The sequence below is a fragment of the Myroides guanonis genome, assembly GCF_900114085.1.
Taxonomy (GTDB): Bacteria; Bacteroidota; Bacteroidia; order Flavobacteriales; family Flavobacteriaceae; genus Flavobacterium; species Flavobacterium guanonis.
Map to the genome: position 1 here is coordinate 20,391 of NZ_FORU01000017.1, position 19,589 is coordinate 39,979.

At 33.2% G+C, this 19,589-nt stretch carries 20 protein-coding genes; 12 read left to right on the forward strand and 8 right to left on the reverse strand.

Translation table 11 applies throughout. The features are described 5' to 3' along the window. Positions 1-63: 63 nt before the first annotated feature. From BM024_RS12370 to BM024_RS12380, 3 genes are all read left to right on the forward strand, one after another. Positions 64-1,290, forward strand: coding sequence for a porin (locus BM024_RS12370; protein WP_090680926.1), 1,227 nt, complete (start codon positions 64-66; stop codon positions 1,288-1,290). 32 nt (positions 1,291-1,322) lie between these two features. After that, a complete protein-coding gene (locus BM024_RS12375; RefSeq protein WP_090680929.1) occupies positions 1,323-1,802 on the forward strand; it encodes a hypothetical protein in 480 nt (159 codons plus the stop codon). 499 nt (positions 1,803-2,301) lie between these two features. Beyond that, the gene (locus BM024_RS12380; RefSeq protein ID WP_143077775.1) at positions 2,302-2,787 is read left to right on the forward strand and encodes a hypothetical protein; all 486 of its coding nucleotides are present in this window, start codon (positions 2,302-2,304) and stop codon (positions 2,785-2,787) included. A gap of 93 nt (positions 2,788-2,880) precedes the next feature. On the opposite strand, the gene BM024_RS12385 is transcribed toward BM024_RS12380, so the two are convergent. The 3 genes from BM024_RS12385 to BM024_RS12395 form a co-directional block, all read right to left on the reverse strand. Next, on the reverse strand, positions 2,881-3,111 hold the full coding sequence (locus tag BM024_RS12385) for a hypothetical protein (protein WP_090680935.1): 231 nt from the start codon (positions 3,109-3,111) through the stop codon (positions 2,881-2,883). Positions 3,112-3,189: 78 nt separating this feature from the next. After that, positions 3,190-4,344 carry a diaminopimelate decarboxylase gene (gene lysA / locus BM024_RS12390; RefSeq protein WP_090680938.1) on the reverse strand — a complete coding sequence of 385 codons (1,155 nt, stop codon included), beginning with the start codon at positions 4,342-4,344 and terminating at the stop codon, positions 3,190-3,192. Positions 4,345-4,360: 16 nt separating this feature from the next. Continuing rightward, positions 4,361-5,680, reverse strand: a complete 1,320-nt coding sequence (locus BM024_RS12395; RefSeq protein WP_090680941.1) for an aspartate kinase — start codon at positions 5,678-5,680, stop codon at positions 4,361-4,363. Between the two features lie 340 nt (positions 5,681-6,020). On the opposite strand from BM024_RS12395, the gene bshC reads away from it, so the two are divergent. The 9 genes from bshC (at position 6,021) to BM024_RS12440 (ending at position 15,725) form a co-directional block, all read left to right on the forward strand. Then, the gene (gene bshC / locus BM024_RS12400) at positions 6,021-7,610 is read left to right on the forward strand and encodes a bacillithiol biosynthesis cysteine-adding enzyme BshC (protein ID WP_090680943.1); all 1,590 of its coding nucleotides are present in this window, start codon (positions 6,021-6,023) and stop codon (positions 7,608-7,610) included. 146 nt (positions 7,611-7,756) lie between these two features. Next, positions 7,757-8,629, forward strand: a complete 873-nt coding sequence (locus tag BM024_RS12405; protein ID WP_090680946.1) for an SDR family oxidoreductase — start codon at positions 7,757-7,759, stop codon at positions 8,627-8,629. A 449-nt stretch (positions 8,630-9,078) separates the two neighbouring features. Further along, positions 9,079-10,344, forward strand: a complete 1,266-nt coding sequence (locus BM024_RS12410; RefSeq protein WP_177190212.1) for a phosphoethanolamine transferase — start codon at positions 9,079-9,081, stop codon at positions 10,342-10,344. A 175-nt stretch (positions 10,345-10,519) separates the two neighbouring features. Next, complete coding sequence (locus BM024_RS12415) at positions 10,520-11,284, forward strand: ParA family protein (protein ID WP_090680951.1); 765 nt, start codon at positions 10,520-10,522, stop codon at positions 11,282-11,284. A gap of 18 nt (positions 11,285-11,302) precedes the next feature. Continuing rightward, positions 11,303-12,202 carry a ParB/RepB/Spo0J family partition protein gene (locus BM024_RS12420; protein WP_090680953.1) on the forward strand — a complete coding sequence of 300 codons (900 nt, stop codon included), beginning with the start codon at positions 11,303-11,305 and terminating at the stop codon, positions 12,200-12,202. Further along, positions 12,202-12,783: a DUF5683 domain-containing protein gene (locus BM024_RS12425; RefSeq protein WP_090680956.1), complete on the forward strand. Its 582-nt coding sequence runs from the start codon at positions 12,202-12,204 to the stop codon at positions 12,781-12,783. The genes BM024_RS12420 and BM024_RS12425 overlap by 1 nt, the downstream gene beginning before the upstream one ends. A gap of 10 nt (positions 12,784-12,793) precedes the next feature. Next, a complete protein-coding gene (dapB, locus tag BM024_RS12430; protein ID WP_090680959.1) occupies positions 12,794-13,498 on the forward strand; it encodes a 4-hydroxy-tetrahydrodipicolinate reductase in 705 nt (234 codons plus the stop codon). A 35-nt stretch (positions 13,499-13,533) separates the two neighbouring features. Next, positions 13,534-15,090 (forward strand): signal peptidase I, encoded by a 1,557-nt coding sequence (gene lepB / locus BM024_RS12435; RefSeq protein ID WP_090680963.1) that lies wholly within the window; start codon positions 13,534-13,536, stop codon positions 15,088-15,090. Between the two features lie 14 nt (positions 15,091-15,104). Further along, positions 15,105-15,725, forward strand: coding sequence for a WbqC family protein (locus BM024_RS12440; RefSeq protein ID WP_090680965.1), 621 nt, complete (start codon positions 15,105-15,107; stop codon positions 15,723-15,725). Between the two features lie 53 nt (positions 15,726-15,778). Here the strand turns inward: BM024_RS12440 and BM024_RS12445 are convergent, their stop codons facing one another. From BM024_RS12445 to BM024_RS12465, 5 genes are all read right to left on the reverse strand, one after another. After that, positions 15,779-16,474 carry a sulfite exporter TauE/SafE family protein gene (locus tag BM024_RS12445; protein ID WP_090680966.1) on the reverse strand — a complete coding sequence of 232 codons (696 nt, stop codon included), beginning with the start codon at positions 16,472-16,474 and terminating at the stop codon, positions 15,779-15,781. A 10-nt stretch (positions 16,475-16,484) separates the two neighbouring features. After that, complete coding sequence (locus tag BM024_RS12450) at positions 16,485-16,931, reverse strand: FixH family protein (protein ID WP_090680970.1); 447 nt, start codon at positions 16,929-16,931, stop codon at positions 16,485-16,487. Between the two features lie 11 nt (positions 16,932-16,942). After that, a complete protein-coding gene (ccoG, locus tag BM024_RS12455; protein WP_090680973.1) occupies positions 16,943-18,361 on the reverse strand; it encodes a cytochrome c oxidase accessory protein CcoG in 1,419 nt (472 codons plus the stop codon). 74 nt (positions 18,362-18,435) lie between these two features. Beyond that, on the reverse strand, positions 18,436-19,374 hold the full coding sequence (locus tag BM024_RS12460) for a cbb3-type cytochrome c oxidase N-terminal domain-containing protein (protein WP_090680975.1): 939 nt from the start codon (positions 19,372-19,374) through the stop codon (positions 18,436-18,438). Continuing rightward, the gene (locus BM024_RS12465; RefSeq protein ID WP_090680977.1) at positions 19,371-19,577 is read right to left on the reverse strand and encodes a CcoQ/FixQ family Cbb3-type cytochrome c oxidase assembly chaperone; all 207 of its coding nucleotides are present in this window, start codon (positions 19,575-19,577) and stop codon (positions 19,371-19,373) included. The genes BM024_RS12460 and BM024_RS12465 overlap by 4 nt, the downstream gene beginning before the upstream one ends. Positions 19,578-19,589 lie beyond the last annotated feature (12 nt).

The following is a 19,589-nucleotide window of genomic DNA, read 5'->3' on the forward strand; positions in this document are numbered from 1 at the left end:
AACCCACTCTATTCATGAACTGCAAAAATAAGATTAGTTTTGCACTTTTCAACACAGATATAAATGAAAAACATTTTTTTAGCATTACTCTTCCTCGTTGCAGGAACATCACAAGCTCAAATTTTTAAAGCTTCTGAAAAAGAGAACGATTTAAAACTAGCCTCACTTCCTTACTACAGTTATGGGAAAGGATTAGGGATGACATCAGCAGACAGCATCTTTCAATTAAACATTCGATTCAGAATGCAAAATAGAGTAACCGTTTATGGAGAAGATGGAGAAGACACTAAATATGATGCTCACATACGTCGTTTAAGATTGCGTTTAGACGGATACGTAGGGAACCCACATTTTCTATATGTATTGCAACTTTCTTTTGCCCCTGGAGATGTAGGAGCAGTTGAAGAAGGTAAAAACCTAAATATTATTCGTGACGCAGCTTTAATATACCAACCCAATAAACATTGGAGTTTCACTTTTGGACAAACGAAACTACCAGGAAACAGACAGCGAATCAATTCTTCGGGAGCTTTGCAATTAACCGATCGTTCAATAAACAATGCAAAATTTAATATTGACCGAGACTTCGGAGTACAAGCTTATTATTTACATGAATTTAAAGACAAATTCTCCTACAACATCAAAACTGCGGTAAGTAGTGGTCAAGGAAGAAACTGGACTGGTAAAGCAACTGACAGCTATGCTCTTACAGGTAGAGTAGAATTATTTCCTATGGGTACATTCTCTAAAGGTGGAGCCTACTATGAAGGAGACTTAGCAAGAGAAAGCAGCTTAAAAACAATGTTCTCAGCTACTTATTATCACAATAATAATGCGAAACAAAGTCAAGGGCAATTGGGAGACCAACTTTACCAAGATAAAAACTTCGATGGTCTATTGGTTGACTTCATAGGTAAATACAATGGTTGGGCAGCTATGGCTTCATACATGAATCGCATGAGTGATGACCCTATCGCTTATCAAAACCCAAACGACATTAATTCAGACTTTAATTATGTTTTCGCTGGTAGCGGGATGGATTATCAATTAAGTTACATTTTCCCAAGTAATTACGAGGTTATAGGAAGGTTTTCAAATCAAAGAATGAATGACAAACTTTTTGAAAAAAATCTACCTAACACAAATCAATATAGCATAGGAGTTACTAAGTATTTTTGGGAGCACACATTTAAGATTCAATCAGAATTAACCTTTGATGAACTTCAATTCCACAACGGCGCAACTAAAAACAATTGGTACTTTAGAATGCAATTCGAAATCGGAATTTAATATTTTCATTATATTTAATAAAAATTACTATTATGAAAAAAACAATTCTTTTAAGCGCATTGCTAACATTAACGTTGGTTTCTTGCAAAGAAAACACACCAAAGGCAACTGTTGAAACAGAAGAGCAACCGACAATTGAGAAAACTAATTCAGAATCTTCAGAGGTTGAGGAATATAAAATATACACTCAAGATAAAATTGATGAGATGAATAAAATAATTGGTGAAGAAAAAATCACAGACCATAACGCCATTTTCGAACGTTTTTTCCCAAAAGACAATGAAGCAGAAGGAAATTACAGTTATCAAAAAAGAATTGTAATTGAAGACAACAAACACATTGTTATGGAGATTATTGAAGATGGAGTAATGGATGATTCTATTCAAGCAATAAGAACCTTTATGTCTATTGATAAAAGTAAAGCTACTCCAGTAATTACTGAAGTAAAACAAAGCTTTAAATGTAAACTAAACCGTGGCCAACAAGAATGGTCTGCAGCCTTTTGTATGTAATTAGATTGAATATCATAAAAACAAGAAACCCTCCGATTTGGAGGGTTTCTTGTTTTTAGTCAATTTCAGCAATCTGTCTAATAATCCAATGAAGTCTTTTTAATATTTACTCAAGCTAGAACAGCACTCCCAAAAAACTTTGAAGTGAAATTTACTGAATTGTACTTAAAACTGATACCCAATATGCAAATTATATGCTACATCATTTTCATTCTCTAAATACCCAGCATGCTTAGCAAAAACATATTGATAACCAGTAGAAATAAAAAATGACTACTCAAACTCCAACATAATTAATGTCAATAAAAAGCGACACCTTCATTAAAAGTCACAAATCGAACCATACTTAACTCTTAATTAAAAAATAAATCAAATGCAAAAACTAAATAATCGAAACAAAACTAATTTTATAGTTAAAAAATAAACTTTATCAATAAAAAACACTAGTTTAATTAAAAAAGATTCACTACATTTAATCGATATTAAAAAACAAGATGTTATGATTAAGAATTTTTTAACCTTTAGCTTTTTAGTAAGTTTCCTTGTAATTTCCTGTACGGACAAGAAAACAACTACATCCGAAAACATAAACTCGGACTCTTTATCAATGGAAATAGACACTCCTAATGAAGAAATAGAGGAATATCGCACTATGGATTCTAAAACTTTAGAAAACATCAATGCTACTATTGCTCGTAAGAATTTAAATACTCCACAAGCAATTCTGAATGCTTACGCCCCTAAAGACACTACCAATAAGGATGAAGACTATGTATACGAGGTAACGAAAATGAAGTCAGACGAGAATGCAACCCTTTTATTATTGGTGGAAGATAATATGCAAAACGATTCTTTAAAAGCGCGCAAAGTATTAATGCGAGTAGAATATAAAGACAACAAACTAAAAGTTATTCAGATTAAGGAAAGTTATCAATGTTGGGAATGGCGCGGACATCAAGATTGGAGTGCCGTAGTATGCCAATAGCTATCTTATTCTGAAAACTATAAAAATATTTGAAATAGAAATTGTGTTTTATAAGTAAAGAGAGGTTAATCAAAACGACTAACCTCTCTTTTTTTATTCCTGCTCTTTCGGAGCATCTTCAATTTTTCCGATATTCATATTTGGAAACTTTTTCTTGATTGAATTTAATGTGAATTCATTAATTTCATTCATTGCTTCCGGACTTGGTAATTTCAAATGATCTGCATTGTGTTTCATCAATTCTTCTAATAGAATTTGAGTTCTTAACAATTGAAAGTTCAAATCAATAATTTGACCTGCTACGTCGATATCCCCTAACTTCATTTTATTTCTTTTTATTATTTATATTTTTCAAGTGTCCCAAAAATAACGAAGTATTTCGAATTAAATATTAATTCTACTTTATTCTTTGAAATAAAAAGTCAATTCTTCACGAAGATTATATCTAGAAGACATCACCTCTCCATAAGCCCCAGCAGTTCTAATTGCCATAAGACTCCCTCTTTTTAACTCAGGTAATAAAACTTCTTTACCAAAACAATCACTACTTTCACAAATAGGCCCTACGACATCATAAGAAACCATATTATCAGACTCCCTTTCATCCAAACATTCTATCTTATGAAAAGCCTGATACAAAGCTGGACGCAATAACTCGGTCATTCCAGCATCAAGTATTGCAAAGTTTTTCTTCAATCCATTTTTGATATACAAAACACGACTCAACAAACTACCACAAGAAGCTACTAAAGACCTACCCAATTCAAAATGGATTTCTTGATGTTCTTTAGGTTCTAAAAACTGATTGAATATAGCGAAAAAAGCCTCAAATTCAGCTATTGCCTCCTCATCTGCCTTTTCATAATTAACACCTAATCCCCCTCCTAAATTCAATACTGGCACCTCTACACCTCTTTCATAAAACCATTCGTTCCATTCGTTCACTTTTAAACATAAACGTCTAAAAACACTCAAATCCATAATCTGAGAACCTACGTGAAAATGCAATCCTTTAAAATTTAAATATTCATTCTCCTTTATGATTTCCAAACAACGATCCAACTCATGAGATAAAACTCCGAACTTATTCTCATCTAATCCAGTTGTTATATAATGATGAGTCTTTGCATCTACATTAGGATTAATTCTTAAAGCAATAGAAGCTGGCAACTTAAGAACCAATGCCCACTCACCTATTACCTCTAACTCTTGGACAGACTCAACATTAAAAGCAAATATCTGATGCTTCAATGCTGTCTGAATTTCCTTGTCAGTCTTACCTACTCCTGCAAAAACAATTTCATTCGTTTTAAATCCACTTCTAACTGCTAAATCTATTTCTTGTCCACTAACACAATCCGCTCCTAAACCAAGTTTTTGAATCTCTTCTAAAATTCTTGGATTGTTATTTGCCTTGATAGCGTAGTGAATTTTATAACCATATTTTTTAGACTCGTTCAAAGCCACTGAGATATTCTTTCTCAATAAAGGCAAATCATATACATATGCTGGTGTTGAAAGCTTTTCTAAAGCTTTTATATTTTCTATTGTAAACATCGATTGACTAATTCTATTAAAAAATTCTATTATGTAGAGAGCGCAATGTCTCAATTTTATGTTGTTCTGGAACTAATATAGACAAGTTATGTTCACTTCCTCCATACGAAATCATTCGAACCGGAATGTGTTTAACAGCCTCCGTAACTATAGTTGCATGTCCATGAGTTTTGGTTTTAAAATCTCCGACTACACAAATTATACTATGATTTGAATCTACATCAACATTTCCAAAATGCTCCAACTCTCTAACAATCTCTTCTAAGTGTATCGTTTCATCAATAGTTAAAGACACCGCTACTTCTGAAGTGGTAATCATATCTATTGGAACCTTATATCGTTCAAACACCTCAAATACTCGTCTTAAAAAACCATAAGCCAACAACATTCGAGAAGAGTGTATACGTATAGCAGTAATTCCATCTTTGGCAGCTATAGCAACTATTTTCCCGTCACTTTGAGTGCTCTCAGAAATCAATGTACCCTTAGCATCTGGAAGCAAAGTATCTAACAAACGAACTGGAACATTAAATTTCTTTGCAGGAAACACACTCTGAGGGTGCAAGATTTTTGCTCCAAAATAAGCCAATTCCGCAGCCTCGTCAAAACTTAGTTGTTCTATTGCTTTTGTATTACTTACACAGCGCGGATCATTATTGTGAAAACCATCAATATCGGTCCAAATTTGTATCTCATCTGCTAGAAGTACAGCCCCTATCAACGAAGCAGTATAATCAGAACCTCCCCTTCTTAAATTATCAACTTCCCCAAAATTATTTCGACAAATATACCCTTGAGTAATAAATAATGTATCAGAACTGTATTGCTTCATAATACCCCCCAATTTCGAAGTCATATATTCATAATCAGGTTCCTGATCAGCATCAAGTCTCATAAAATCTAAAGCAGGTAACAACACAGATGATATAGCCTGCTCTTTTAAATAATAATGAAAAAGTGCCGTTGATAACAACTCACCTTGTGCTAAAACAATACGTTCCTCTACTTGAGTAAACAAGTCATTAGCTAACCCCTCCAATAATTTAAAATGATGATCTATCAAATTTTGCCCATCATTCAATCCTTCCACTGACACGAAAAGCTCTGATACAAAAACCTGATACTTTTCATAAAGATTTTGGACTTGAGTAATCGCTAATTCTTTGTCTCCTTTCAAATAGTTCTTAGCAATTTGCTCTAAACTATTAGTAGTTCCTGAAACTGCAGACAACACAATGATGTGCTTCTCACTCGGTTGTGATTCAATAATAGAAAACAACTTTTTCATTCTTTCTGGACTTCCCACGGATGTCCCACCAAATTTTAATACTTTCATAGGTTACTTTTAGGTCGTGTTAAAACAAAAAAGGCTTGTCGTGATGACAAGCCTTTTTTTATGATTTTCTCAAATAAGGATATTGCTCACGACGTCGGACGTAAGTACTGTTTCTTTACCTTATTTGTTTTTATTTGATACATTTTATTCTATTTCGAATGCAAATATAGTTTTATATTAGAAACTACCAATTAGTTTCCATTTATTTTATCACTTTTTTTTATAACACATCTATAAACACCATTTCATCAAATGATTTTAACAACGAAATAGCAGTACTCTATAAAAATCAAACTCGTTTTTTTTTAGAATAATCCCTACATTAGCAAAAAAGATTCTTATGCCTTCAGACTGTGTAACCTTTCAAAATTCTGGTTATTTTTCTAAAATAATAATTGACTATCTCAATCGAGAAAAGGTTTTACAACCTTTATACAATCGTTTTCCAAATTTAGAATCCTTCAAACAACAAATTGAAGAAAAACAATCTAATTTCAATAATGAAACGAGACACATACTTGTAGAAACACTTAAAAGTCAATACCATAAATTAAAGTATGCAGAAAATTCTTTAGCCAATATTGAATTACTTAAAGAGAATAATACATTTACAATTACAACTGGACATCAGTTGAATTTATTCACGGGACCATTGTATTTTTTATATAAAATAATTTCTACAATTAAATTATGTCAGCAACTTAAAAAACAATACCCCGAATTTAATTTTGTCCCAATTTATTGGATGGCTACAGAAGACCATGACTTTGAAGAAATTAACCATTTTCATCTAGAAAATAAAGTAATACATTGGAATCAAGAGGGAAATGGTCCAGTTGGAAGAAGAACTACAGAAGGATTAGACCAAGTTTACGAAGCATTTGCAGCACATATTGGGATCGGAAAAAATGCAGAACAACTCAAAAACTGGTTCAAAGAAGCCTATTTAAATCACGACAATCTAAGTGATGCAACCCGCTATCTAGCTCACCAATTATTCAATTCTTATGGATTAGTAATCCTAGATGCAGATAATCATTCTCTTAAAGAGTTATTCATTCCGCATTTAAAACATGAATTGATCAAAAAAGACGCTATAATAGATACTCAAAAAAGTTTTTCAATACTTAAAGACTACACTATACAAGTAAATCCACGAGAAATAAACTTATTCTATATTAGTGATTCACTGCGAGAGCGTATAACCTTTGAAGAAAATCAATATCGTGTAAATAACACCAGTATCACTTTTAGTGAAAATGAAATAATAGAAGAACTTAAAAACTATCCTGAAAAGTTCAGTCCGAACGTAATTCTTAGACCATTATACCAAGAAGTAATCCTACCTAACCTATCCTATATTGGAGGCGGTGGTGAATTGGCATATTGGCTCGAACTAAAAGAAGTTTTTAAAACGCACCAAATCACCTTTCCAATATTATTATTGAGAAACTCAGTGCTATTAGCTACACAAAAACAAGAACAAAAACGTTTAAAAATGAACGTTACTTGGAGTGAACTATTTCTGAAAAAAGAAATACTTATCAATCAGAAGACGTTGGAATTATCAAAACTCACTTTTAATTTTGGCACACAAAGAGTCTTTCTTGAACGTCAATTTGAAGCGTTGGAGTCTCTTGCATATAAAACAGACAAATCTTTTGTAGGAGCAGTAAAAGCTCAGAAAACAAAACAACTTAACGGTTTAAATCATTTAGAAAAAAGACTCTTAAAAGCAGAAAAAAAATCACATCAAGACACACTTATGAGACTGGCGTTACTCCAAAGTGAACTTTTTCCAAACGGAAGCTTACAAGAACGCACTCTGAATTTCTCGGAATTCTACAAAGAGTACGGAAGCGATATGATTGAGAAATTACTATTAAAGTTAGAACCGCTAGACCATAAATTCGATATTCTAGTTCTTTAAACTTCGGTTTTTTTCACGACCTAGGTTAAAGAATACATATCGCGTTAAGCGCCTTTATTTATAAAATTTCGAACAATCAAGCGTTCAAACATCTTCATAAGGGTTCTTTTTTGTTATATTTACAATAAACAATAAAAAGAACTCCTATGAATTTTACAGCAAAAATGCTTCGTGACGACGCACTGGCAGACAAAGTGATTGTAGTTACAGGAGGAGGTAGTGGCTTGGGAAAATCCATGTCTACCTACTTTCTTGAACTAGGTGCTAAAGTAGTAATCACATCAAGAGATATTGAAAAACTAACTGCAACTGCAAAAGAATTAGAAGAAAAAACCGGAGGAAGCTGTTTACCAATAGCCTGCGATGTAAGACACTATGATCAAGTAGAAGCAATGCTAGACCAAACCATAAAAACATTTGGTCAAGTTGATGTACTTCTCAATAATGCCGCAGGAAATTTCATTTCCCCAACAGAAAGACTATCTTCAAACGCATTTGACACCATTATTGATATTGTTCTAAAAGGAACAAAAAACTGCACTTTAGCATTTGGTAAATATTGGATAGCAAACAATCAAAAGAACAAAACAGTTCTAAATATAACAACAACTTATGCATGGACTGGTTCTGGATATGTAGTACCGTCTGCCACAGCAAAAGCAGGGGTTTTAGCAATGACACGAAGTTTAGCCGTAGAATGGGCTAAATACGGAATCCGCTTTAACGCCATCGCCCCAGGTCCGTTTCCAACTAAAGGAGCATGGGATAGATTACTACCAGGCGACCTAAAAGACAAATTCGATTTAACCAAAAAAATCCCTCTACGCCGCGTTGGAGAACATCAAGAGTTAGCAAATTTAGCAGCTTATCTAGTCTCTGACTTCTCTTCCTTTATAAATGGAGAAGTAGTTACTATTGATGGAGGTGAATGGCTACAAGGCGCCGGAGAATTTAATATGCTAGAACAAATACCTTCTGAAATGTGGGATATGCTTGAAGCTCAAAACAAAAAAAAATAACCATTCCCTTAAAAAATCACAACATTTCAAAAGACTGTTGTGATTTTTTTTAATACATTCTGTTTTTTCAACAAACAACACATTGACACCACAAAAGAATCAACTATTTTTGAGACAAATTTAACAACTCAACCACTACCAAGTTCACTTAATAAATCCATTTGGAGTCTCAACCATTTATGCCTAAAAAAACAATATTTTACACTGCTAGCTTATTCACTCTAGTCCTGATTCCAAATTTATTTTTTCTATATTACATAAATGAATTCAGAACTACACTTCTTTGTAGTAACCTAGCTTTATTTTTTATTATCCTCTTCTTAAACAGATTTAAACACACGAAATTTCTCGCTGTAGTAGCTTTATTATTCTTTGTAATAAATAATAGCTTTGCCATATTTAGCAGTTTTTATTTTAGAGATTTATTTAATGTGACATTAGCATTAAGCATGCTAACAACTAACACTAGCGAAGCTTGGGAAATGGCGCAAGAATATGTAGGAGCTCTTTTTTTAGCTTTTTTCTATTTCATTGCATTATACCATTGTATTAAATACAAATTTTTCAAGACCTTAGATTACCCTATTCTTATTATTGGATTCATTTTTGCAATAGCACTTCCTATGCGTCATTTATACAAAGAATACAAACATACAGGTATTGACTATCGACTAATAAACAGCTCAAAACTATCAAACTACTTAAAAAACACACCGTTTTTTTCATTAGCCCCTTTTATTGAAGCTAAGGACTTCCTAGATCAAACAATACAATTCAAAAACCAGACCTTTGACTATCCCCCTTTTAAAACAAAACCGAATAACATAGAAAATATTATTGTCGTTATAGGAGAATCCGCTCGTAGAGATGCCTTAAGTTTATATGGAAATATAACAAAAACCACACCTCTGATTGACAAACGTATAAATCAACTTTATATTTATGACCAAGCAGTTTCACCGGCTGCATTTACAAATGCCTCAATAAGCCTATTACTTTCAAAACAAATACCAAACAAAAACTTTAGTATAGAAAAAAATCTAGACAATATTATTTCATTAGCCAATCAGACAAACATATGGGAAACCTATTGGCTTTCAACACAAGAAAACATCAGCATGTATGTTAATATGTTCTCAATGATTAACAATCAAGCAAAGAATAAAAACTGGATTTCAAATGCAATTTACGACGAAGCAATTATATCTGAATACGAAAAAGCATTGACAGATAATCATAAAAAAAGATTGATATTCATCCACCTACAAGGAAGTCATCCAGTTTGTTCAAAACGCTATCCAGATGGTTTCAAACTATTCGCAGACAATAGCACCACTATAAATGAATACAACAACAGCATATACTATACTGATTTCGTCATAGATAAATTAATACAGAAATTAGAAAGCACCTCCAGTATGCTTATTTACGTTTCCGACCATGGACTATCAAATATTGGAACAAAAATGGTTCACGCAACAAATAAAAAAGGAGTTGAAGTACCATTCTTTATTTGGTATAGTGATTTTGTAAGTCAAGATTTTAAGAAAAAAGGACGAGATTCCACTCCTATTTCAACCACAAACTTGTATAATATTTTAATGGAATATTTGGGAATAGAAGGAATTAAATACAAAGACAGAAATTCCAAATTAGAAGTATTGACATCTGAGTTCACAATTCTTCAATATAAAGACATGGAAGATGGTCAATAGATTTGCACTTAGACCTTTGGTCAACTAAATTCATTCTTAAATTAAGAATAAGCAGACTAATTCCTTTCATATAACCAATTATGAATCAATGCGGTCGTCAAATTGTTGATAAATTAGGTTTTCTATACTCAATAATAATTGTATTTTTACCTCTCAAAATATTCTTACACACAAAATGGGTAAAATCATTGCAGTTGCCAATCAAAAGGGAGGCGTTGGAAAAACAACAACATCAGTAAATCTTGCTGCATCATTAGGTGCTTTGGAAAAAAAAGTATTATTAATAGATGCGGATCCCCAAGCCAATGCGTCTTCGGGTTTAGGTATTGACGTTGATAATGTTGTAATTGGCACTTATGAGATTTTAGAACACAGTAATACACCAAAAGAAGCAATCGTAGAATGTTCTGCTCCGAATGTTTCTATTATCCCTGCTCACATAGACTTAGTCGCAATTGAAATTGAGTTAGTGGATAAAGAGAACAGAGAGTATATGCTAAAGCAATCATTGGCATCTATAAAAGATGAATATGATTATATTATAATTGACTGTGCTCCTTCTTTGGGATTATTAACTTTAAATGCCTTGACAGCTGCAGACTCTGTCATTATACCAATCCAATGCGAATACTTTGCCTTAGAAGGATTAGGCAAGCTTTTAAATACAATCAAAAGCGTTCAAAAAATTCACAATCCCGATTTAGATATAGAAGGTTTATTGTTAACGATGTATGATTCTCGACTAAGACTATCTAATCAAGTAGTAGAAGAAGTTCAAAAACACTTTAACAATATGGTTTTCAATACCATCATTCAAAGGAATGTTAAACTGAGTGAAGCACCAAGTTTTGGTGAAAGCATTATAAATTATGATGCCACTAGTAAAGGAGCTTCTAACTATTTAAACCTAGCTGAAGAAATCATTCAAAAAAATAAATAATCCAAGTTACAAGATATCATGGCAAAAGCGATTAAAAAACAAGCTTTGGGGAGAGGATTATCCGCATTATTAAAAGACCCAGAAAACGATATAAAATCAATTGAAGATACTAATGCAGATAAAGTAGTTGGTAATATTATAGAATTGGATTTAGATGCGATTGAAATCAATCCATTTCAACCAAGAACTAACTTCAATGAAGAATCTTTAAGTGAATTAGCCACTAGTATACATGAGCTTGGAGTAATTCAACCTATTACAGTTAGAAAGACAGAGTTTAATAAATATCAATTGATATCAGGAGAACGACGTTTAAGAGCTTCTAAATTGTTAGGTCTCGAAACAATTCCAGCTTATATTCGTATAGCAAATGACAACGATTCATTGGTTATGGCGTTGGTTGAAAACATTCAACGTCACGACTTAGACCCTATTGAAATTGCTTTATCATATCAACGCTTAATTGATGAAATTCAATTAACACAAGAACAAATGAGCGAGCGAGTAGGGAAGAAACGCTCAACCATTGCTAACTATTTACGTTTATTGCGTTTAGACCCAATAATTCAAACAGGTATTCGAGATGGTTTTATTACCATGGGACACGGTCGTGCAATTATCAACGTTGATGATTTAGACATACAGATCGATATTTATCATGCAATAATAAGCGAAAATCTATCTGTTCGAGAAACAGAAGCACTAGTTAAAAGATATCAAGAACAACAAAAGGGAATCGTATCTGAAGAACCTAAAAAAACGAGTTACGAAATTCCGGCTACTTATAAAAACACAGCTGCGAACTTCTTTGGAGCTAAAGTAGATATTAAAGTTGCAGCAAATGGAAAAGGAAAATTATCAATTCCATTTCACTCAGAGGAAGACCTAAATCGTATCATGAAACTCCTTGAAGCCTAGTGAAGCGAATTACCATCATAGCATTAATTATTCTTTGTATCTCATCCAAGGGTTGGACACAAGAATCAACAGAAGTTGTAGAGGCATCAACCCTTGTTAACAACATTTCTTCTGACTATAAGCCTATGGATCCATTAGCTCCGTCAAGAGCAGCATTTTATTCTGCAATCGTGCCAGGATTAGGACAAATTTTCAATAAAAAATACTGGAAGCTCCCATTAGTATACGCAGCTGTAGGTACTCCAATATATTTCTACGTTGACAACGACAGTAAATATAGAGACTATAGAAACGAATATAAAAAGCGTTTACGAGGTATTTATGATACTGAAGACCCTGTCTTTGGTAAACTTGACAACGACCGAGTTATTCAAGGACAACAATTTTATCAGAGGAATAGAGATTTATCATTAGTAGTTGCCATTGGTTTCTATATATTAAATGTAGTAGATGCAAACATAGATGCGCATTTAATGCAATTCAATGTAAACGATAAATTAACTATTCAACCCGCTATGGAATATAATCCACGCGACCTTAATCAATACCAATACGCTATTAATATACAATATAGCTTTTAATATCAACTCTATGAAAATAGCACTTTTAGGTTATGGGAAAATGGGCCGTATTATCGAAGAAAAAGCGATACAAAGAGGTCATGAAATCATTTACAAAAAAGAAAGTGAAGGCACTTTTGAAGGATTAGAAAAAGCAGATGTCGCTATTGACTTCAGTGTTCCTAGTGCTGCTGTTACTAATATCAAAGCATGTTTAGACTTAAATATCCCAGTAATTTCTGGAACTACAGGTTGGCTTGAAGAATATGAGAATATTGTAAAGGAGTGCAAAGAAAAACAAGGAGCTTTTCTATATGGTTCGAATTTTAGTTTAGGTGTGAACATTTTTTTTGAACTTAATGCACACTTAGCTAGAATTATGGCTAACTTTAATGATTACAATGTTTCTATGGAGGAAATTCATCATACTCAGAAGCTAGATGCCCCTAGTGGTACAGCTATTACTCTAGCTCAAGGCGTTATTGAAAACTCTGAATACACTTCCTGGACTTTAGATAAAGCAAAAGAAAAGGAGATCTCCATTACAGCGATTCGTCAAGACAGTGTTCCTGGAACACATAGTGTTTTTTACGACTCACCTATTGATCAAATTGAAATAAAACACACCGCTCATAGCAGAGACGGTTTTGCATTAGGTGCTGTAATAGCAGCTGAATGGATTATCGGGAAAAAAGGTGTTTTTTCAATGAAAGATGTTTTAAATCTGAATAAATAACATACTATAATCAACCCTATCTAAACTTTAAAGATATGACATTAGTTCAATGGTTTATTTTCTTCCTATTGTTGCAAGTGATTCACTATGCAGGAACATGGAAGCTATACATTAAAGCAGGACGCAAAGCTTGGGAAGCTGCCGTACCAGTTTATAATGCTATTATTTTAATGAAAATTATCAATCGACCTAGATGGTGGGTAATATTGTTATTCATTCCTGTAGTAAACCTAATCATGTTTCCTGTTGTATGGGTTGAAACATTGAGAAGTTTTGGAAAAAACAAGACTATAGATACGGTATTAGGGGTGCTTACTCTAGGGCTATATATCTATTACGTAAACTATACTCAAAATGTAACTTATATTCAGAATCGAAACTTACACCCAACAACCTCATCAGGCGAAATGGTTAGTTCTATTCTATTTGCTGTAGTTGTAGCTACGTTAATACATACCTATGTTGTACAGCCTTTTACAATCCCTTCTTCTTCTTTAGAAAAAACATTACTAGTAGGAGACTTTCTTTTTGTCAGTAAAGCACATTATGGCGCGCGAACACCAATGACTCCCCTAGCCTTGCCAATGGTACACGATACAATTCCATTTGTTGGAAAAAAATCATACCTAAGCAAACCACAAATCCCTTATTTCAGAATACCAGGCTTTCAAAAAATAAAACACAATGACATTGTTGTTTTCAATTGGCCAACTGATACCGTTTACAAATTTAGAGATACATCTGGAAGACGTGCAGACAAACCGATTGACAAAAAAACAAACTACGTTAAGAGAGCTGTTGGTTTACCAGGTGATCAATTCGAAGTTCGAAATGGAATTGTTTATATTGACGGACAAGTTTTAAAACTAAATGATAGAGCTAGAATTCAATATGCTCATAAAGCTATTACAGATGGAACTCAGATAGATCCAAACTTTATCATTAAGGACTTACAAGTTACAGATCCAGCAGGATATATAGATGCAAACACACTGTTCTTTCAATCATTAAGCTTAGAAGGAGCAGAAAAACTAAGGCAACTTTCAAACGTAAAATCAGTTGAAAGAGTAATAGAAACACAACCAGACTTCCGTATTTTCCCACACAATCAACCGTGGACAGAAGACAATATGGGACCTATAAAGATTCCTCACAAAGGAGAAGTAATTGAACTAAACAAAGAGAATCTTGCTCTTTATCAGATGTTGATTACTGATTACGAAAAGAACACATTACAAGTTAAAGGAGACGACATTTTTATCAATGGACAACAAACCAACACTTATACTGTTCAACAAGACTATTATTTCATGATGGGAGACAACCGTCATAATTCGGAGGACAGTAGATTTTGGGGCTTTGTTCCAAATGATCATATAGTAGGTAAACCCGTTTTTATTTGGATGAGTTTGGACGCTAATATTCCATGGTCAAAAGCTTTTGACAAAATTAGATGGGATCGCATGTTTACTACGGTAAATGGTGATGGTAAACAAATTTCTTATTTTCCTTATTTTATAATTGCAGTAATTGCCTTTTCTGGTTTCAATTTCTATCGCAAACGAAAAGCTAAGAAAAATTCTAAATTTTAATTTAATTGTCGGACATGGATAACATCCTCCTACACCCAACTTATTTTCCTTCAATAAGTCAATTTGTTGCTATGCTACAAGCAGACACCATTACATTTGAAGTAGAAGATAATTTTCAAAAACAAACCAATAGAAATAGAATGTATATCGCGAGTGCGAATGGAATACAAAGGCTGAACATTCCTATAAAGCATTCAAAAGAAACACATCAAAAGTTTAAAGACCTGCGCATAGACCAAGTATTTGGATGGCAAAAACAACATTTCAAATCATTAGAAGCAGCTTATAGAACTTCACCGTTCTTCGAATATTTTGAACATGATATACATCCTATATTTGAAAAGAAATATGATTTCATGATGGATCTTAACTTTGAAATACATGAAATATTAGTAGATTGTCTGGGAATAAAACTCCCATATGCTAAAACAGCTGAATACATAGTTGAGGACTCAAATCTAGTCGATTTAAGACGTTTAGTTGATGGAAAGAAGGACATACAAGAGTTCGAACCATATACGCAAGTATTCGGCGAAAAACACGGTTTTGCTTCGAATCTTAGTATATTAGACTTGCTATTCAACGAAGGAAGAAGTGCAGTAGATTATTTAAAAAGACAACAGCTTAGCAAATAAATCTTCAATAAAGTAAAACAAAAAAGGGACGAATTATCGTCCCTTTTTTGTTTTTAACAATCTGCTTCAGGTTGAATAAATAACTGTAAATTATGAGGAGAAACAAATGGAATATCTAAACCAAGCCCTCTCATAATAAATAACATTCCAATTATCGCTATCACAAAAGGATATACCTTTAATATTTTCGATCTAAAAGATTCCGAGATTAAGTCTTTTACATAAATCATTAAACTCATTAGCGGCACAGTTCCCAAACCAAACAAAGCCATATATAATCCTGCTAGAACAACATCTTGAGTGGCAAGAGCGGCAAATAGAGCAACATATACCATTCCACATGGTAAAAATCCATTAAAGAAACCAATTAAGTATAAAGAGAGAAAGCCTTTCTTTTTAAATTGATTTCCAAGTGCCTTTTTTAACTTATTAAGTAGTTTATAAAGAGGCATCAAAAAATTTATTTGCCCTAATTTATTTTGAGGAATCAACACAAATAAAATCATCATTATACCTACGACAATAGACAATTGTTGCTGAATTCCTGCTAGATAAAGTCCTTTTCCAAATAATCCAAATACCATTCCCAGAATACTATAACTCGTAATTCTCCCTAAATGATAAGCAACTATCTGGACACTTTTCTCTATTCGATTCTCTCTTGAAACTGGTAACATTATAGCAATAGGACCACACATTCCAATACAATGTAGACTGCTAATAATTCCAAAAACAAAAGCACTAATCAAAATAGACGTTTTACAAAGTCAGTTTACTAGTACTCCTAAATGAAGTACCATCATGATACCATTCAACAGTAATATCCCAACGACCGTCCACCAATTCTGCATTAGGTATGAGCAAACTAGAAGAAGACAATGAAATAGGAAGTTCAAAGTCAAGCTTTTGGCTAGACGGTCTATATAGGAATATTGTGCCTGTTATTTTTTTATAATCAAATTCTTTAGGAAACGTAATGGAAATATCCTTACCTATAGTTTCTATTTTAACGGGATTTATCAATACTTGAGAATTTTTCTCTCTCTTGTACTTTCCATCAACTTCAACTTCTTGCTGATAATAATCCTCAGTTACTAATTCATTATCGTAGCGATCATCCATCTGAACACGCACAACATATTGCAAAATAAAAATCATGAATGCTCCAATGACAATAGTAATTCCAGTTCCCCAATTGAATTTCATATTCTTTATATTTAATTAAAACTACGCGGACCTAAAAAATTGGTCGAAGTGTGCTGAATCAATCGTTCCCCATCATAAACCCCAATTCTAATTTTGGTTTTATGCCCCTCTAAAAAAGCAGGATGAATTTCAATAAAGAGAGTTCCTTCTGCGTAACTTTCTTTAGGAACTTTAATAGTAGATTGTCCTACCAAAATTATTTCCCCTTTAATATTTTCCAATTTAAAATAAAGATCGTCATAATCTTTAATCGTTTTATTTACAACCTTGTACGTAAACACATTACTAATATTTTCTCCCTTATGTTCAAAACTCTGTCCAGGAAGTCTCAATATAGTTGCCTCTACATCAGTTCTTAAAAACAACAATCCTGCCAAAATTCCAATAAGAATTGTTAATACTGCTATATACCCTTTAAGTCTCGGAGTCAGTTTAAATTTCTCTTTCTTCACAATCCCGTCCTCAGAAGCATACCGAATAAGTCCTCTAGGATATCCTACACTATCCATAATGTGATCACACTCATCTATACACGCAGTGCAATTCACACACTCTAATTGAGTACCATTTCTAATGTCAATCCCCGTCGGACACACGTTCACACATTGACGACAATCAATACAATCACCAAACCCTTCCGTTTTTCTATCTACATTCTTTTTAAATTTTGCGCGTCCATTTTCTCCTTCTCCTCGAACATAATCGTAAGCAACTACTATCGATTTACTATCTAACAATACTCCTTGTAAACGACCATAAGGACAAGCAATTATACAGACCTGTTCTCTGAACCACGTAAACACAAAATAGAAAACTGAGGTAAATATCAACAATCCAATTAGAGTATCTACATTTGTAAGAGGTCCTTCATAAATGAGATTCAATACAGCATCACTTCCAATAATATAAGCCAAAAAGACATTCGCTATTAAAAATGAGACCAAAAAGAAAATAAACCATTTCGTTAAACGCTTTCTAATTTTCTCTCCATTCCATTTCTGCTTGTCCAAACGCATTTGTGCTCCCCTATCTCCATCTATCCAAAATTCAATACGTCTAAAAACCATTTCCATAAATATTGTTTGAGGACAAATCCATCCACAAAATATTCGTCCAAAAGAAACGGTAAACAACGTTACAAAAACGACCCCTATTATAAGAGAAATTACAATTAGATAAAAGTCTTGAGGCCAAAAAGGAAAACCGAAAATATTAAATTTTCTATCAACAACGTTAAACAACAAAAATTGATTACCGTTAACCTTAATAAATGGTGCCGAAAAAAGCATTGCGATTAGTAAGTAACTTACAATTTTACGCCATTTAAAATAACGACCAGAAGGTTTCTTTGGGTAAACCCAAACTCTTTTTCCTTCCTCATTTACGGTTCCTATAGAGTCTCTAAAACTTTCATCTGGTAACTTTGCCATTTTCCTGCATTTTTAAAAACATACTGAACCAAATAAAATCAGTTCAGTTCAGTATACTTATTCTTATTACACTTCTAGTTTACAGCATTTTCATCAACTGGTTCTATAGCGTCTGTAGGCTCTTCACCAGCAACAGCCTCTTCTTTCCAAAAATCTCCTTCTGCTTCTTTAGCATCTGGGGGATTCGTTCCATGAAGAGTCTTAATATAACTAGCAACACGTGCTATATCTGTAGGGTTCAAATCTGATTTCCATGGAATCATTCCCTTTCCAGCTCGCCCACCCTCACTTATTGTATGAAAGATATCTTTTATGTCACCACCTAAAATCCAATAATCATCGGTTAAGTTTGGTCCAATTGCTCCACCACCATCAGGTTTATGGCAAACAGCACATTTCATGTCAAAAATATCCTTTCCTTTTGCTAGGTCTCCTGCCTCTGTTAACATTACTACATTATCAACTGTAAGTAAATCTGGAGCATTCTTTTTGTATTCTTCTACTGCCTCACGAGCTGCTATCATTGATTTCTCATATTCTTCAATTTGGTTATCACCATCAAAAACATGGAAACGCAACATATAAATTACTGCAAAAACTATAGAAGCATAGAATAAACCCACCCACCAAGGTGGTAACTCATTATCTAACTCTTTAATACCATCATAATCGTGGTCCAGTAAAAGTTCTTTCTCTTCTGAAATAGCTCTGGTTCTAGTTAATTTTTGCATCAACTTTTTGAGTGCTGGTGAATCGAAAATAGACCTACTTTCTAGGCGTTCTTTCTCTAGCCTTTCCTCCTCTGTCATTAGGCGATTCATTATCCTATTTGTAGCTGCCGATACAACTTCGATAGTTATAATAATAAACAATGCCAGTAATAAAAACCCAAATACTATAGGTTGATCAATAAATGCTGGTTTATCCGTTGACCCTGCTATAGATTCAAGAACGAAATAAACAATCGCTAAGAGCAGAGGTACCCTTACGTAAACGGGAAAATACTTTTTCATAACGTATCTAGTTTTGAATCCTTTTTAGGTTGTTCTTCATCCATAAAAGGTAAATTACTCAATTTCTCAATTGTCTCTTTTTTATAGGTAAATACCCAAAAGAATAAGCCTACAAAAAATATAAAGAATATCAGGAGTGAAATGATTGGAAATATCTCAATTCCTGCAATAGTTTCCATATTGTGTTTAATGAATTTTAACATAGCTTTCCTGTA

Bases quoted from the DNA above. Each gene is read 5' to 3' on its own strand.
- BM024_RS12370 (WP_090680926.1), top strand. From the start codon at position 64: ATGAAAAACATTTTTTTAGCATTACTCTTCCTCGTTGCAGGAACATCA.
- BM024_RS12375 (WP_090680929.1), top strand. From the start codon at position 1,323: ATGAAAAAAACAATTCTTTTAAGCGCATTGCTAACATTAACGTTGGTT.
- BM024_RS12380 (WP_143077775.1), top strand. From the start codon at position 2,302: ATGATTAAGAATTTTTTAACCTTTAGCTTTTTAGTAAGTTTCCTTGTA.
- BM024_RS12385 (WP_090680935.1), bottom strand. From the start codon at position 3,111: ATGAAGTTAGGGGATATCGACGTAGCAGGTCAAATTATTGATTTGAAC.
- lysA (WP_090680938.1), bottom strand. From the start codon at position 4,344: ATGTTTACAATAGAAAATATAAAAGCTTTAGAAAAGCTTTCAACACCA.
- BM024_RS12395 (WP_090680941.1), bottom strand. From the start codon at position 5,680: ATGAAAGTATTAAAATTTGGTGGGACATCCGTGGGAAGTCCAGAAAGA.
- bshC (WP_090680943.1), top strand. From the start codon at position 6,021: ATGCCTTCAGACTGTGTAACCTTTCAAAATTCTGGTTATTTTTCTAAA.
- BM024_RS12405 (WP_090680946.1), top strand. From the start codon at position 7,757: ATGAATTTTACAGCAAAAATGCTTCGTGACGACGCACTGGCAGACAAA.
- BM024_RS12410 (WP_177190212.1), top strand. From the start codon at position 9,079: ATGCTAACAACTAACACTAGCGAAGCTTGGGAAATGGCGCAAGAATAT.
- BM024_RS12415 (WP_090680951.1), top strand. From the start codon at position 10,520: ATGGGTAAAATCATTGCAGTTGCCAATCAAAAGGGAGGCGTTGGAAAA.
- BM024_RS12420 (WP_090680953.1), top strand. From the start codon at position 11,303: ATGGCAAAAGCGATTAAAAAACAAGCTTTGGGGAGAGGATTATCCGCA.
- dapB (WP_090680959.1), top strand. From the start codon at position 12,794: ATGAAAATAGCACTTTTAGGTTATGGGAAAATGGGCCGTATTATCGAA.
- lepB (WP_090680963.1), top strand. From the start codon at position 13,534: ATGACATTAGTTCAATGGTTTATTTTCTTCCTATTGTTGCAAGTGATT.
- BM024_RS12440 (WP_090680965.1), top strand. From the start codon at position 15,105: ATGGATAACATCCTCCTACACCCAACTTATTTTCCTTCAATAAGTCAA.
- BM024_RS12450 (WP_090680970.1), bottom strand. From the start codon at position 16,931: ATGAAATTCAATTGGGGAACTGGAATTACTATTGTCATTGGAGCATTC.
- ccoG (WP_090680973.1), bottom strand. From the start codon at position 18,361: ATGGCAAAGTTACCAGATGAAAGTTTTAGAGACTCTATAGGAACCGTA.
- BM024_RS12460 (WP_090680975.1), bottom strand. From the start codon at position 19,374: ATGAAAAAGTATTTTCCCGTTTACGTAAGGGTACCTCTGCTCTTAGCG.
- BM024_RS12465 (WP_090680977.1), bottom strand. From the start codon at position 19,577: ATGTTAAAATTCATTAAACACAATATGGAAACTATTGCAGGAATTGAG.